Here is a 15,196-nt window from a genome sequence, read left to right on the forward strand (position 1 = left end):
TCTCACCTCCGGCCCGATCGGCCGGACGCTGCTCGCTTTCGCGTTGCCCACGCTCGGCGCGAACATCCTCCAGTCGCTCAACGGCTCGATCAACACGATCTGGGTCGGCCGCTTCCTGGGCGAAGGCGCGGTGGCGGCGACTGCCAATGCCAACACCATCATGTTCCTGATGTTCGCCGCCGTATTCGGCTTCGGCATGGCCGCGACCATCCTGATCGGCCAAAGCATCGGCCGCCGCGATATCGAGGGTGCCAGGCGGGCGTTCGGCGCGTCGATCGGGCTGGTGATGGGCGCGGCGGTGGTGATTGCGGCGCTCGGCTGGATCTTCACGCCCGAAATCCTGAAGGTGCTCGCCACCCCGTCGAGCGCGATGCCGCTGGCGCTCGCCTATCTGCGCGTCATCTTCCTCGGCCTCCCCGCGACGATGCTGCTGGTGCTGCTCGGCATGGCGCTGCGCGGCGTGGGCGATTCGATCACGCCCTTGTGGTTCACCGTGCTCAGCGTCCTGCTCGACAGCGGGCTCAACCCCGTCTTCATCCGTGGCTGGTTCGGCATGCCGACGATGGGCATCGCCGGCTCCGCCACCGCCACGCTGATCTCCGCGCATGTCGCGGTGCTTGGGCTGCTGGCCTATATCTATCTGCGCGATTTGCCGATCCGGCTGCGCGGGCATGAACTGACCTGGCTGATTCCGTCGCCCGCCTTGATCCGCACGATCGTTGCCAAGGGGCTGCCGATGGGCGCGCAGATGCTGGTGGTGTCCTTCGCCGCGCTGACGATGACGGGCCTGGTCAACCGCTACGGCGTCGACACCACCGCCGCGTACGGCGTTTCGATGCAATTATGGGGCTATATCCAGATGCCCGCGCTCGCGGTCGGCGCGGCGGTCAGCAGCATGGTCGCGCAGAATATCGGTGCCGGGCTGTGGGACCGGGTCGATCGCATCACCCGTTCGGGCCTCCTGTTCAGCGCCTTGCTCACCTCGACCATGGTCGTCGCGGTGATCCTGTTCGATCGCCCGGTGATGGCGGTGTTCCTCGGCGGCGGCAGCCCGGCCTTGCCGATCGCGCGCCACATTCAGGTGCTGGCGAGCTGGAACTTCATCGTCTTCGGCATGACGATGGTGCTGTTCTCGGCGGTGCGCGCAAACGGCGCGGTGTGGGCCCCGCTGGTGATGCTGATCATCGCCATGTACCCGGTGCGGCTCGGTTTCGCGCTGGCGTTCAAGGACAGCCTCGGCGCGGACTCGCTCTGGTGGAGCTTCCCGCTCGGCTCGGTCGCCACCTTGGTGATGTCGTCGCTTTATTATCGCTATGGCGGCTGGCGCAAACAGCGGCTGGTCGTCCCTGCCGAAACCCCCGCCAGCACCGCTGCCGCCCCGGCGGAAGCCGCCGCCGCAGAACCGATCGGCGCGCAACATCCGGTCGGCTGATCACCGACTCGCTTGCGCATGCGCGCGGGCGGTTCCAGAAAGCGGGGCATGACCGCACAATACCCCGCTCTCCGCCTTCGCCGTACCCGCGCCAGCGCGTGGAGCCGCCGCCTCTATGCCGAGACCGTGCTCACCCCGGCCGATCTGATCTGGCCGCTGTTCATTTCAGAAGGGCAAAGCGTGGAAGAGCCGATCGCCTCGCTCCCCGGCGTGTCGCGCTGGTCGGTCGATGGCATCGTCGCGCGCGGACGCGAGGCGCGCGATCTCGGCATTCCGTGCCTGGCGCTGTTCCCCAATACGCCCGGGCATTTGCGCACCGATGACGGGCGCGAGGCGCTCAACCCCGACAATCTGATGTGCCGCGCGATTCGCGCGCTGAAGGATGCCGTGCCCGAAATCGGCGTGCTCACCGACGTCGCGCTCGATCCTTATACCACGCACGGCCATGACGGGCTGGTCGACGAAGCCGGTTATGTCGTCAACGACATCACCGCCGAGGCGCTGGTCGCGCAGGCGCTCAACCAGGCCGAAGCCGGATCGGACATCATCGCGCCTTCCGACATGATGGACGGCCGCATCGGCGCGATCCGCGAGGCGCTGGAGCAAGGCGGGCACCACAATGTCCAGATCATGTCCTACGCCGCGAAGTATGCCAGCGCCTTTTACGGCCCGTTCCGCGATGCGGTCGGCAGTCGCGGGCTGCTGAAGGGCGACAAGAAGACCTATCAGATGGATTCGGCCAATGCCGAGGAAGCGCTGCGCGAAGTCGCGCTCGATCTGGCCGAAGGCGCCGATAGCGTCATGGTCAAGCCCGGTCTGCCCTATCTCGACATCGTCGCACGGGTGAAATCGGCGTTCGAGGTGCCGGTGTTCGCCTATCAGGTCAGCGGCGAATATGCGATGATCGAAGCCGCCGTCGCAGCCGGCGCCGCCGAGCGCGACCCGATGGTGCTGGAAACGCTGATGGCGTTCAAGCGCGCGGGCTGTTCGGGGGTGCTGACCTATCATGCGGCGCTGGCGGCGCGGTTGCTGGGCGCGTGATCGAGACGATCGTCGAGACAGGGCGGCTGCGGTTGCGCGTGCGCACGCCTGACGACCGCGCGGTGCTGCACGGCTGGTTCGGCGATCCGCTGGTGATGGCCGATCTCGGCCCGGTGCGGGACGCCGCCGCTTCCGACGCGACGATCGCGCGGCACCAATCCTATCAGGCCGAGGGCCTCGGCTTTTGGATCGTCGAGAGCCGCGCCGATCGCGTCCCCGTCGGCTTTTGCGGATTGAAGCCGAGCGACCCCGGCCGCCCGCTTGCGGGAGAGCTCGAAATCGGCTGGATGTTCGGCCCGGCGCATTGGGGGCAGGGCTATGCGAGCGAGGCGGCCGGGGCGGTGCTCGACTGGGCCTGGGCCCATCGCGCCGACCCGCGCATCGTCGCGGTGACCGCGCGGGTCAATCTCAAGAGCCAGCGCGTGATGGAGCGCATCGGCATGCGCGCCGAACCAACGCTGGATTACGAGCATCCCAGCTATCCCGAGGGCGATCGGCTGCGCGACAGCGTCGTCTATGTGATCGACCGGCCTAAGCCATGATCGAGACGCCGCGCCTGATCCTGCGCGGCTGGCGCGAGGCCGATGTCGCGCCCTTCCATGCGATGGGGCAGGACGAAGAGGTCATGCGCTATCTCGGCCCCTTGATGACGCTCGATCAGGCCCGCGCGGCCTATCAACGCTGCGTCGCGCGGCAGGCCGAGTCGGGCTGCTGCTTCTGGGCGATCGAACGCAAAAACGATGGCGCTTTTCTCGGCTTTTGCGGCCTGCAAAAGGGATATGACTTCCTGGAGGGCGAGATCGAGATCGGCTGGCGCTTGCGCCGCGAGGCGTGGGGGCAGGGCTATGCGCGCGAAGCCGCCGCGGCGAGCCTCGCCTGGGGCTGGGCGACGCTCGACATCCCGCGCATTACCGCGATCACGGTACCCGCCAACCACCGCAGTTGGCACTTGATGGAGCGACTCGGCATGACCCGCGACCTTGCTGCCGATTTTGATCACCCGGCGGTGCCGGACGGCAGCCCGCTGAAGCAGCACATTCTTTATCGCATCGTCCGCCCCGCCTGATGTCTTCGCGTCTGGCGCGCCCGCTGTTCGTGCTGACGATCTTCGCCGGGTCGTTTCTGCTGTTCCTGGTGCAGCCGATGGTGGCGCGCATGGCGTTGCCGCGGCTTGGCGGCGCGCCGGCGGTGTGGAACTCGGCGATGCTGGTCTATCAGGCGTTGCTGCTCGCCGGATATGGCTATGCGCATTGGCTGGGACGCCTGAGCCAGCGCGCGCAGGGAATGACGCATCTTGGCGTGCTGTTGCTTGCCGGATTGTGGTTGCCGATCGGCCTCATCGCCCTGCAGCCGGGGCCGACCGCGCTGCCGGCATTATGGGTGCCGTGGCTGCTGACGCTGTCGATCGGCCCGCTGTTTTTCGCGATTTCGGCCCAGGCACCGTTGTTGCAACGCTGGTTCAGCCTGTCACGTGACGGCGAGAATCCGTATGCGCTGTACGCCGCATCCAATTTCGGGAGCTTTGCGGGCCTGATCGCCTATCCGTTACTGGTGGAGCCGGGCATGGCGCTGGTCGGGCAACGTGTCCTGTGGAGCAGCGGCTATATCGTGGTCGGGTTGCTGGTTGCTTTATGCGCCGCCACCTTGCCGAAAGCCGGATCGGGCGCAGTCGGGTTGGCCGAGCCATCGCCGCAATCCGCGCCGCCCACGCGGGGTCGCGTCGCGCACTGGATCGCGCTGGCGTTCGTGGCGTCGGGGCTGATGCTTGCCACCTCCACCTATATCTCGACCGACATCGTCGCGATGCCGTTGCTGTGGGTGGTGCCGCTTGGCCTATATCTGCTGAGTTTCACCGTCGCCTTCGCGACCGACCGCACCACGGCGGACATGCAAACGCGGATCGCGCCGGTCGCGATCCTGTTATTTGGGGGTATCCTCGTCGGCGGGATGGGGGGGATGCCGTATCTCGGCGCGATCATGGCGCTGGCACTGCTATTTCTGGGGTGCGTCGCGCTCAACACCGCCCTGTACCGCCTTCGACCAGAGCCGGACCGGCTGACGGGATTCTATCTGGCGATGGCGGTGGGCGGTGCGCTTGGCGGGCTGTTCGCGGCTGTGATCGCGCCAATCGTCTTCGACTGGACGTATGAATATCCCATCCTGGTGTTAGCCGCCGCGCTCTTGGTGCCACAGCATCCGCTGTTGGGGCCGCTCGGGGTCTTGTGGCACCGGAGCGCCCAGCGCCGCCATGTCCTTACCGGCGTGGTGGCCCTTGCCGTACTGGCGCTGGTCGTGCTGATCCTCGCTAATCCGGGGCCGGCTGACGGGCCGGGCCCGCTGCAGCAAGCGGCGTTGCTGGCGATGGTTGCGATCGGGCTGGTGGCGATCGGCGCGCGCTGGGCGTTCGCGCTGGCCGTGCTTGGCGCGTTGATCGCGTTTGGCGGATACCGCGCGGTGCAGATCTCGCTCGAGCCACACGCGCGCACGCGGAGTTATTTCGGGGTCTATACCGTTCACTCCATGGCGACCCAGCGTCAATTGGCCCATGGCACGACCGTCCATGGGACGCAGTTGCTGGGCTCGCCCGCGCGTGAGCGGACGCCGACCGCTTATTATGTCGCGGGATCGGGCGTGGGTCGCGCGATGCAGGCGCTGCCGACGCTATATGGAGCGCATGCGCGTGTCGGCGTCGTCGGGTTGGGGGCAGGCACGCTCGCTTGCTATGCCGTGGCGGGGCAGGCGTGGCGTTTTTACGAAATCGACCCTGCGGTGGTGCGGATCGCGCGCGACACCGGGCAGTTCACGTTTCTTTCGCTTTGCCTGCCGCATCCGACGATCGTGCTGGGCGATGCGCGGCTCAATCTCGATAGGGCGCGTCCCACCTCGCTCGACCTGCTGGCGCTTGATGCGTTTTCGTCGGATTCGGTGCCGATGCACCTGATGACGCGCGAGGCATTCGCCAGCTACGCCCGGGTGCTGGCCCCGCGTGGCTTGCTGCTCGTCCACATTTCGAATCGCTTCCTCGATTTGGAACCAGTCGTCGCGGCGGCAGCGCGGGGCGGTGGCTGGCACAGCGCACAGCTTTTCTATCGTCCAGGGGCCAATAATCGCGATGCGGCGACGATGTCGCAATGGATCGCGCTGTCGCGGGATCCGGGGGTGATCCAGACGCTGAAATCCCGCGATTCGGCATGGGAGCCGGTCAAGCTGCGCCCGGGCTTTGCGCCGTGGACCGACGATTATTCGACGATCCTGCCGCTGCTGAAGGCGGGGCGCTAGGCGTCCGGCAGGCGCGCGGCGATCGCGGCGATTCGCGCGCTCTGCGCTTCGAAGGCCGCTTGCGCCGCATTGTGCAGGCTGGCGATGGCGGGATAGTCGGGTTTGCCATCGGCGGCGCGCGCGATCGCCATCGAATCGATGTCGGTCAGCGTCGACGAGGTGGTCGCGCGATAGCCGTCCAGCGCCGCCAAGGCGGTCTGTGCGGCAATCCAGCGTTCCCCGCCGACTCTGTCGCCTTGCGCCGCAGTGGCCAAGCGTTCGGCGGTTTCAGCGGCGGGCGCAAACGCCGCCGTGGTTTTGTCGAGCATTTTGCGCAGATCCGCCAAGGCCAGGTCGGTGGCCGGGTCCGCCTCGGTCACGGGAATGACGACATCGGGCTCGGCATCGCTGCGCGATTCGATCGCGCGCGGCAGCAGCGAGGGATAGCGAGTCGAGGTTTGCGCGGCGCACCCCGCCAGCGACGGCGTGATCGTCAGGACAAACACCAGCGCAAGGCGGGCGCGGCGGGCGGGCGGGGTGGGGGGCGTCATCACGAATTGCTCTATGCCGATGAGAAAGGTCACGCAACGCACTTGCATCTCTTAAAAGACGCCGCTAACAGCGCGTCTCCACGCACCCATAGCTCAGCTGGATAGAGCATCAGACTACGAATCTGAGGGTCGGGCGTTCGAATCGCTCTGGGTGCACCATTCTTTCAAAAGTGTCTGATCGCAGGACGTTACCGGGGTTCCCGGAGACACCGCGACAGGCACGGCGGTAGACCGCAGTGGCGCACAGCGCCTCTGCGTCGCGCACGCCACGCTGTTCCAAAGACTGTGCTGTGCTTCGCCCTTATGCCCTTATGGCGGGCGAGACGCTCTATTCGAGGTAGCTGCGGCGCAGGCGCGTCAGGTCTGCGTCCGACAATCCCATTTCGTCATGAAGCCAGCCGCGCGCGCCGCCGCGATGCGAATCGAGCACCTTGAAGGCAGCCTCGATATAGCTGCGGTCGGCGTTCAGGAGCGCCTGCATCACCGGCGAGGGCATTTGCCCCATGGAACTGGCGGTCACCTTGCTGTCCTTCGCCAGCAGCGTGCTGGCGTTGAGATAGCGGTTGGTGAGCAGATAGTCTTCGATCACGGTCGCGCGGGGCACGCCCAATGCGGTCAGCAGCAAGGCGGCGGCGACCCCAGTGCGATCCTTGCCGGCCGAGCAGTTGAAGGCGAGCGGGGCATGGCCCGCCAGCAATTCGTCGAACATCCGGCGATATTGGTCGTGAAATTGCACGAGCATATGCGGGTAGCTCGCCGCCATCGCCGCGCGCGCCGATTGGGCGGTCCAATCCTTCATCGGCCCGGCTGGCATGAAGCCCGCCATGTCGAGCTTGTAATCGTCGCTCAGCACGCGCGGTGCGCCCGCTGCAGGCCAGTTGACCGGCTCGGACGCGCGTTCGCGCGTGTCGCGGAAATCGCAGACGACGCGGATCCCGCGCCGCTCGAGATAGGCATAATCGCTGTCGGTCATGCCGTGCATCGAGCCCGAACGAAACAGCAGGCCCCATTTGACGTGACGACCATCGGTGGTGCGATAGCCACCAAGGTCGCGGAAGTTGCGGCCGCCCTGCAACGGCAGCAACCGCTCCTGCGGTGCCACCGTTGCGATAGGGGTATCGGCCCAGGCGGGCAGACCTGCCGCCCCGCTTGCCATCATTACCGTGGCCATCGCGGCGAAGGCAATTTTGAAGCGAAGCGGGGCGATCGTCATGGTCTGTCTCCTGGATCGGATCGTCTTAGAACTTCACCTGCACCTGCCCGCCAAAGGTCCGCGCTTCATTGAAGAAGCCGTTGTAACCGCTGGTGAGGCTGAGCGCGCGGTAGAACACATGATGTTCGTTGAACAAATTGCGCGCCCAGACCGAGACCGTCACGCGCGCGTCGCCCCGGCCCATATCGATATCGGCCAGTGCCAGCGTGCCGTTGACGATGAACGCGCTGTCGCCCTTGGGCTGGTACACGTTGCCGGGGTTGCCCGCGCCCAGATAGAGGACGTCGTTCCCGTTGGCATAAAAGCCGCTGTCATAATTGCCGTCGAGATGCGCGCGGATCGTGGCACCCTGGAGCGGCACCTCATAGTCGATTGTGCCGCTTGCCCCATGTTTCGGCGTATAGGTCTGGTAAATCGGGACCGGGGTGTTGTTGACCGTGCCGCCTGCGGTTGCCGGGAAGGGATTGGCGGTCGAGGGGATGCGGACATAGGTATAAGCGTAGGACGCGCCGAGCGTGAGGTGCGGCACTGGGGTGAGCTTGAAATCCGCCTCGACGCCGTGGATGCCACCGGTGCCCGGCGCGTTGAGCGTTTCGGTGGTCGTGCGGTTGCTGCGAGTCAGTGTACCGCCGACAATCGTCTCGTACAGACCCGAGAAATCGACCTGCACGTTCTTATACGTCCCGGCATAAGCAGAAACGTTGAAGCGCGCGTGGCGGTTGAAGAACTCGGTTTTCAAACCCGCTTCGAACACCGACACCGTTTCCGGGTTGAACGCGAGATATTGCAGCGAGCGGGAATTGGCACCGCCCGATTTATAACCCGTGCTCCATTTGCCATACACATGGATGTCACGCGACACGTCGACGAGGACGTTGACCATCGGATCGACCCGCGACCAATGCGCGTCGAGATAGCGGGTGCCGATGACGTCGAACACCTTCGGGGCCGCCCCGTTGACTGTGAAGAGCTGGCCATGCTTGGCATCGCGCGTCCAGCGCAGACCGCCGGTGACGTGGATCGCGTCGTCCAAGAGCGCGGGCGTGTAGGTCGCCTGACCGAAGGCACCGACGCTGGTGGTGCTGACATGGCTGGCACGGTCGATGCGCTGCGCGTCATAGTTGAGCGACAGAATGGTGTAGGCGCTGCCGGCCGCATCGGTGAACTGATTGGTGGCAAAGGCCTGGGCGTTGTCCTGCACGTTTTCGCGGTAATACAGTGCACCCGCGACGTACTTCAGGCGGCCGAGTTCGCCGATTGCCTGGAATTCCTGGCTGAACTGGTTCTGACGGAATTGCGCCAAGCTGTAGCGGCTGAACGCGACGTTGGTGAACACGCCCGACGAGTTCGACATCGTCGTCGCGGCCGAACCGTTATCATATTGGCTCTGGGTCAAGGCACGATACGAGGTGATCGACTTGATCGTCAGGTTGCGCGCCGGGTGATATTCCAGGTTCAACTCATGGCCATGTACTTTGCCGACGCTTGGCTGTTCGGGAACACCGACATTGGCAACGTCGGCGCGCGTCGCCTGGACGGTGCCAAGCGCGGCCTGCTTGTTGGTGCCAAGGCCGAGGAGCTGCAGATACAGCGACGTCGAGGCATCATAAGAGGTGTCGAACGCGTAATCGGCGCTGAAATCCGAGGTCGGCTTCCACAGGGCTTCGACACGAACGCCGCGCTTGTCATAGGCGTTGAAGCCCGATGCGCCGGTCAGCGTGTTCTTCACCAGTGGGTCGCGGCGGCTGACGACGCCATCGATTTTCAATGCGATGCCGGCGACCGACGGCAAGTCGATATGCCCCTCGGCTTTATAGCTGCCGAAATTGCCGACACCCGCGAGCAGGTTTGCGTGAAACTCGCCGGTCGGCTTCTTGGTGGTGATGTTGATCGCGCCGCCTTCGGTATTGCGACCGAACAGCGTGCCCTGCGGACCTTTGAGCACTTCCAGGCTGTCAATGTCGAACAGCGCGGTGCCAAGGCCCTGCGCACGGCCGAGATAGACGCCGTTGACGTAGACACCGACGCCCTGGTCGCGCGCGGGCTGGTTGCCGTCCGAGAGCACGCCGACGCCGCGAATGTTCACGATCAGCGCCGAGTTGCGCGAATAGAACGGCGCGACCTTGAGCGACGGGATCGACCCGTCAGTGAGGTCGGCCAGCGAAACGACATGGCGGTTCGCAAGATCGGCTCCGCTCAGCACCGAAATCGAGATCGGCGTCTTTTGCGCGGTTTGGGGCCGCTTTTCTGCGGTCACCACGATGTCGCCAAGCTGGTCGCCTTCGCTGGCAGCGGCGGGCGCGGTCGGCGCGGTCTCGGGTGCGGTCGCTGCAAAGGCTGGCGATATAGCGATGGTCGAACAAAACGCGGTCGCGGCGAGCAGCCGAACCATCACGGTGTGGTGATTGGTAAACATTGGATCCCCCGTTCTTAAGAACTGTCAGGGCTCCGTGTGCGAATTTCGTGTCGCGTGCGTTACGAATATTGTTCATAAATGTTGCGACGCACAATTATAGGGGAAAGGGGCGTTCGCCGTCATGCGGTTGGCGGTGTCGCCGGTAAAATGACCGTAACGCGTAACCCGCCCAGCGGAGAGGGCCCCGCCTCGATCCGGCCGTGATGCGCCTCGACGATCGCCTGGGCGGTGGCGAGCCCGAGACCGGAGGTGGTGACCGATTCCCCCGGTCGCTTGGTGGTGCGATAGAAGGGTTCGAACAATTGCTGTGCCAATCCAACGTCGACGCCCGGCGCGCTGTCGTCGATGATCAGCCGCCACGCGTTGCGATGCCCCTCTAGCCCCAAGGCGATGCGCCCGCCGGCGGGTGTGTAGCGCAGGCTGCTTTCGATCAGCGCGGTGAACAATTGTTCGATCCGCGCGCCATCCCATTTCACCAGCACTGTCGTCGCGGGCAGTTGGCCGGGTTCCACCGACACGGATTGCGCCTTGGCGCGGCGGCTATTGGCCCAGACCGCATTGTGGATCAGCGCGACGGGATCGACCGTGGCGAAGGTGACCGGGAGACGCCCGAGATCGGCCAAGGCGACGGCGTGGAGATCCTCCGCCATCTCCTGCAAGCGCTGCACGCCTTCTGCGACCTCGGCAAACTCGCGCTGCTTGTCCGGCATCTTGTGGTATAAAGCCGCAACGTTTTCACCGAGCCGAAGAACGGGAACCCGCAATTCTTCGGACACCGCCACCAGCCAGGTGCGCCGCGCGGATTCGAGCCGGTCGAAGCGGCGGGCGATGTGGGCCAGATTGCGCATCGTCGCGCGGGTTTCAACCGGGCCGGTCTCGTTGAAATCGGTTGCGAAATCGCCGTGGGCGATCGCGCGGCTGGCGCGGAACAGTGCGCGCTGCGGGCGCACCCAGCGCGCGGCGATGCCATAGCCGCAGCCCAGCAGAAGCAGCAGTGTCGCGACGGCGGCCGCCGCAATCCCCAGCAGTTGATCGCGCATGAATGTGTAGCTTGCCAGCGTCTGCCCGCTGCCCGCGACGATCTTAAGAATGGCCCGCCTTTGCCCCGCCAGCATCACCGGCTGGGCGGCGCGGACGCCTTCTGCATCAGGGGCAGCACCCGCCAGATGCGCACCGTCCACGGTGTAGAGCGCGACTCGGTTTTTCAGCGGGGGAAGAGCCGCTCCAGCCGCAGTGTTCTGGTTCTCTATTTCCTGTGCGGCCGGCAAGGCACCGGCCAACGGCGTTCCGGCGCGGATCTGCGTCGCGATCAAGGCGCTCAACGCGATCAGCGACTGGCGGTCCTGCGCTTCAAGATAAGCATGCTGTCCGCGCTGCAGATTGACGATCAGCGCACTGCCCGGCAGCACGGCAACCAGCAACGCCTGACCTGCCAGCAGCAGGAACAGTCCCGAAAACAGCCGCACCGATGATCTCCCGCGAGCGGACGGGCGTCCGGTCGGAAGAGGTTTAAAGCCGATTCACTATCGAAACAATCGCCTGTTTTGAGCGGCTTCATCCCGGTGTGGGATTCTCGGCCGCGACGGCCGCCAACACCGCTTGCGCGTAGTCCGGGCGGCAGATCAGCAAATCGGGCAGCAACGGATTTTCGCAATTGTAGCGCAGCGGCGCTCCGTCGATGCGCGAGGCATGCAGCCCGGCGGCATGGGCGACCGCGACGGGCGCGCAATTGTCCCATTCATATTGCCCGCCAGTGTGGAGGTAGATTTCGGCATCGCCCTGTACCACCGCCATCGCTTTGGCCCCTGCGGATCCCATTGGCACCAGTTCGGCACCGATCGCGGCGGCGACGCGCAGCACCAGCGGATGCGCGCGCGTGCGGCTGACCACCATGCGCGGCTGGGCGGGGGCGGGAGGCAGCGACGGGAATGAATCGTCCGTGGCGAAGACACGACCGGTGGCGGGAAGCGAAACCGCGCCCGTCACGGCCACGCCATCGATCGCGAGGCCGATATGCACCGCCCAATCCGCGCGCCGCTCGCGAAATTCGCGCGTGCCGTCGAGCGGATCGACGATCCACACGCGCCGCGCGCCGCACCGTGCGGGGTCATCCTGCGCTTCTTCCGAGAGGATGAAATCGCCGGGACGCGCGCTATGGAGCAAGTCCAGGATCAGCGCATTGGCCTCTGCGTCCCCGCGATCGCCAAGCTCGTTATCGGCACACGCACCGGCCTTGCAAAGCTCGATCAGCAGCGCGCCGGCGGCAAGCGCGACGTCGCGGGCGAGTTGGGCGTCGGTCTGTGGGCTCAAAGGTCGGGACTCCATACGCCCATAATATGTTCGACAATCCGCTCGGCGGCGGCTTCGGGGCTTTCGCGCAGCGTGTCGATGCGGATATCGGGACGCTCGGGCGCTTCATAGGCGCTCGAAATGCCGGTGAAGTTCGCGATTTTGCCCGCGCGGGCCTTGGCATACAGCCCCTTCACGTCGCGCGCCTCGGCCTCAGCCAGCGGCGTGTCCACGAAAATTTCGACGAACTCCTCCGGCAGCATCGCGCGCACCATCTCGCGTTCGGCGCGGAAGGGGGAGATGAACGCGGTCAGCACGATCAGACCCGCATCGGTCATCAGCTTGGCGACTTCGCCGATCCGGCGGATATTCTCGACGCGGTCGGCATCGGTAAAGCCGAGATCCTTGTTGAGGCCGTGCCGCACATTATCGCCATCGAGCAGGAAGCTGTGGCGGCCGAGCGCATAGAGCTTCTTTTCGACAAGGTTGGCGATGGTCGACTTGCCCGACCCCGACAGGCCGGTGAACCACAGCAAGCGCGGCGTCTGGCCCTTTTGCGCAGCATGCGCGGCGCGGGTGATGTCGATCGCCTGCCAGTGCACGTTTTGCGCGCGGCGCAGCGCGAAGTGCAGCATTCCCGCCGCAACGGTGGCGTTGGTCGCCCGGTCGATCAGGATGAAGCCGCCAAGATCCGCACCCTCGCTAAAGGGTTCGAACACCAGGTCGCGGTCGGTATAGACTTCCGCCACGCCGATATCGTTGAGCGCGAGCGTCTTGACCGACAGCTCGGCGAGTGTGTTGACGTCGATCGCATGACGCGGCGCTTGCACGGTCGCCGCCACGGTCTGGGTGCCGAGCTTCAGCCAATAACTGCGGCCGGGGAGCAACGGCGTTTCGGCCATCCAGACGATCGTCGCCTGGAACTGATCGGCGACCTGGGGCGGATTGTCGGCAGTGGCGATGACGTCACCGCGCGAGCAGTCGACTTCGTCGGTGAGCGTCAGCGTGACCGATTGGCCAGCGACGGCTTCCGGCACATCGCCGTCCATCGTGACGATCCGGCCGACCGTGCTTGTCCGGCCTGAGGGCAGTATCCGCACGGCGTCGCCCGGCTTTACACTGCCGCTGGCGATGAGCCCGGAAAACCCGCGGAAATCGAGATCGGGGCGGTTGACCCATTGCACCGGCAGACGGAAGGCGCGCGCCTGTGCGACATCGGTTTCGACGTCGATCGTCTCGAGATGCTCGATCAGTGTCGGTCCCGCATACCAGGGGGTGGCCTCGGAGCGGCTGGCGATATTGTCGCCGACAAAGCCGGAGATCGGGATCGCGGTGAAATCGGTGATGCCGATCGCTGTGGCAAAGGCGCGGTAATCGGCGACGATCGTGTCGAACACGCTTTGGTCATAGCCGACCAGATCCATCTTGTTCAACGCCAGCACGACGTGGCGCAAGCGCAGCAAGTGGACGAGGAAGCTGTGGCGGCGCGTTTGCGTCAGCACACCTTTACGCGCATCGATCAGAATGACGGCGGCATCGGCGGTCGAGGCGCCGGTGACCATGTTGCGGGTATATTGTTCGTGGCCGGGCGTATCGGCGACGATGAACTTGCGTTTCTCGGTCGCGAAGAAGCGATAGGCGACATCGATCGTGATGCCCTGTTCGCGCTCGGCGGCGAGCCCGTCGACCAGAAGCGCGAAATCGATATTCTGGCCCTGCGTGCCGACCCGCTTGCTGTCCGCCTCCAGCGCCGAAAGCTGATCGGCGAAGATCGCGCGGGAATCGTAGAGCAAACGTCCGATCAGCGTCGATTTGCCGTCATCGACCGACCCGCAAGTGATGAAGCGCAGCAGCGACTTGCGCTGGTGCTGTTCGAGATAGGCGGTGATGTCCGAGGCGATGAGGGAGTCTGGCAAATACTCCCTCTCCCCCCCGGGGAGAGGGTTGGGGGAGGGCAGTGGAGCGGTCGAGTGGGGCAATTGCCCTCCCCCGACCCCTCCCGCTAGCGGGAGGGGAGACATGGCCATCAGAAATACCCCTCCGCTTTCTTCTTTTCCATACTCGCCGCCTGATCATGATCGATCGCGCGGCCCTGGCGTTCCGACGTGGTCGTCAGCAGCATTTCCTGGATAACCTCGGGCAGCGTCGTCGCTTCGCTCTCCACCGCGCCCGTCAGCGGATAGCAGCCGAGCGTGCGGAAGCGGATCGAGCGCTCGACCGGCACTTCGCCGGGGGCGAGGCGGAAGCGGTCGTCATCGACCATCAGCAGCATCCCGTCGCGCTCGACCGTCGGGCGCGGTGCCGCCAGATACAGCGGGACGATCTCAATCCCTTCGGCCAGGATATATTGCCAGATGTCGAGCTCGGTCCAGTTGGACAGCGGAAAGACGCGGATGCTCTCCCCCTTCGCCTTGCGCGCATTGTAGAGGTGCCACAGTTCAGGCCGCTGCGCCTTGGGGTCCCAGCGCTGGCTGGCCGAGCGGAAGCTGAAGATGCGTTCCTTGGCGCGGCTCTTCTCTTCGTCGCGGCGTGCGCCACCAAAGGCGACGTCATAGCCGCCTGCGGTCAGCGCCTGTTTCAGCCCCTCGGTCTTCCACAGATCGGTGTGCAGGCTGCCATGGTCGAACGGGTTGATCCCTTGCGCTTCGGCGTCGGGGTTCTTGTGGACGATCAACTCCATTCCGGCGGCCTGCGCCGCCCGATCGCGCAGATCGTACATCGCGCGGAATTTCCAGGTCGTGTCGACATGGAGCAGCGGGAAGGGCGGGTTGCCTGGGAAGAACGCCTTCTGCGCCAGATGCAGCATCACCGCCGAATCCTTGCCGACCGAATAGAGCATCACCGGGTGCTCGGCCTCGGCGACGACTTCGCGCAGGATATGGATGCTCTCGGCTTCGAGCCGTTGGAGATGGGTGAGGGCGACGGACATGATCAGCCCCAGATAGAGCAGAACAATGGCCGTGCGATCAACTTATCCTGTTACGGCATAAAGCAGG

General features: G+C 65.2%; 12 protein-coding genes and 1 tRNA gene. 6 read left to right on the plus strand and 7 right to left on the minus strand.

Translation table 11 applies throughout. The features are described 5' to 3' along the window. The 5 genes from ON00_RS18185 to ON00_RS18205 form a co-directional block, all read left to right on the plus strand. On the plus strand, window positions 1-1,432 hold a 1,432-nt coding region (locus ON00_RS18185), incomplete at its 5' end, for an MATE family efflux transporter (protein WP_010408471.1). Between the two features lie 48 nt (window positions 1,433-1,480). After that, window positions 1,481-2,473, plus strand: a complete 993-nt coding sequence (gene hemB, locus ON00_RS18190) for a porphobilinogen synthase (RefSeq protein ID WP_010408474.1) — start codon at window positions 1,481-1,483, stop codon at window positions 2,471-2,473. Next, window positions 2,470-3,015, plus strand: coding sequence for a GNAT family N-acetyltransferase (locus ON00_RS18195; protein ID WP_010408476.1), 546 nt, complete (start codon window positions 2,470-2,472; stop codon window positions 3,013-3,015). The genes hemB and ON00_RS18195 overlap by 4 nt, the downstream gene beginning before the upstream one ends. Beyond that, window positions 3,012-3,539, plus strand: coding sequence for a GNAT family N-acetyltransferase (locus tag ON00_RS18200; protein WP_010408481.1), 528 nt, complete (start codon window positions 3,012-3,014; stop codon window positions 3,537-3,539). Before ON00_RS18195 ends, ON00_RS18200 begins: the two co-directional genes overlap by 4 nt. Next, the gene (locus tag ON00_RS18205) at window positions 3,539-5,752 is read left to right on the plus strand and encodes a spermidine synthase (protein WP_010408484.1); all 2,214 of its coding nucleotides are present in this window, start codon (window positions 3,539-3,541) and stop codon (window positions 5,750-5,752) included. Before ON00_RS18200 ends, ON00_RS18205 begins: the two co-directional genes overlap by 1 nt. Here the strand turns inward: ON00_RS18205 and ON00_RS18210 are convergent. Further along, window positions 5,749-6,315: a hypothetical protein gene (locus tag ON00_RS18210; protein WP_010408487.1), complete on the minus strand. Its 567-nt coding sequence runs from the start codon at window positions 6,313-6,315 to the stop codon at window positions 5,749-5,751. The two genes, ON00_RS18205 and ON00_RS18210, sit on opposite strands and share 4 nt — an antisense overlap. 49 nt (window positions 6,316-6,364) lie before the next feature. Between ON00_RS18210 and ON00_RS18215 the strand changes: the two genes are divergently transcribed. Continuing rightward, window positions 6,365-6,441: transfer RNA gene (locus ON00_RS18215), tRNA-Arg, on the plus strand. Window positions 6,442-6,610: 169 nt separating this feature from the next. On the opposite strand, the gene ON00_RS18220 is transcribed toward ON00_RS18215, so the two are convergent. The 6 genes from ON00_RS18220 to cysD all read right to left on the minus strand — a co-directional run bounded on the left by ON00_RS18220 (window position 6,611) and on the right by cysD (window position 15,129). Continuing rightward, a complete protein-coding gene (locus ON00_RS18220) occupies window positions 6,611-7,495 on the minus strand; it encodes a tyrosine-protein phosphatase (RefSeq protein ID WP_010408490.1) in 885 nt (294 codons plus the stop codon). Between the two features lie 25 nt (window positions 7,496-7,520). Further along, on the minus strand, window positions 7,521-9,911 hold the full coding sequence (locus ON00_RS18225; protein ID WP_010408493.1) for a TonB-dependent receptor: 2,391 nt from the start codon (window positions 9,909-9,911) through the stop codon (window positions 7,521-7,523). A gap of 119 nt (window positions 9,912-10,030) precedes the next feature. Continuing rightward, the gene (locus tag ON00_RS19960) at window positions 10,031-11,377 is read right to left on the minus strand and encodes an ATP-binding protein (protein WP_010408496.1); all 1,347 of its coding nucleotides are present in this window, start codon (window positions 11,375-11,377) and stop codon (window positions 10,031-10,033) included. An 88-nt stretch (window positions 11,378-11,465) separates the two neighbouring features. Then, on the minus strand, window positions 11,466-12,221 hold the full coding sequence (locus tag ON00_RS18235) for a 3'(2'),5'-bisphosphate nucleotidase CysQ (RefSeq protein ID WP_010408499.1): 756 nt from the start codon (window positions 12,219-12,221) through the stop codon (window positions 11,466-11,468). Then, window positions 12,218-14,116: a sulfate adenylyltransferase subunit CysN gene (gene cysN / locus ON00_RS18240; protein ID WP_010408501.1), complete on the minus strand. Its 1,899-nt coding sequence runs from the start codon at window positions 14,114-14,116 to the stop codon at window positions 12,218-12,220. The genes ON00_RS18235 and cysN overlap by 4 nt, the downstream gene beginning before the upstream one ends. 110 nt (window positions 14,117-14,226) lie before the next feature. Continuing rightward, window positions 14,227-15,129 (minus strand): sulfate adenylyltransferase subunit CysD, encoded by a 903-nt coding sequence (cysD, locus tag ON00_RS18245; protein WP_010408502.1) that lies wholly within the window; start codon window positions 15,127-15,129, stop codon window positions 14,227-14,229. Between the last annotated feature and the right edge of the window lie 67 nt (window positions 15,130-15,196).

This window comes from Sphingomonas echinoides ATCC 14820 (assembly GCF_000241465.1).
Lineage (GTDB): Bacteria > Pseudomonadota > Alphaproteobacteria > Sphingomonadales > Sphingomonadaceae > Sphingomonas > Sphingomonas echinoides.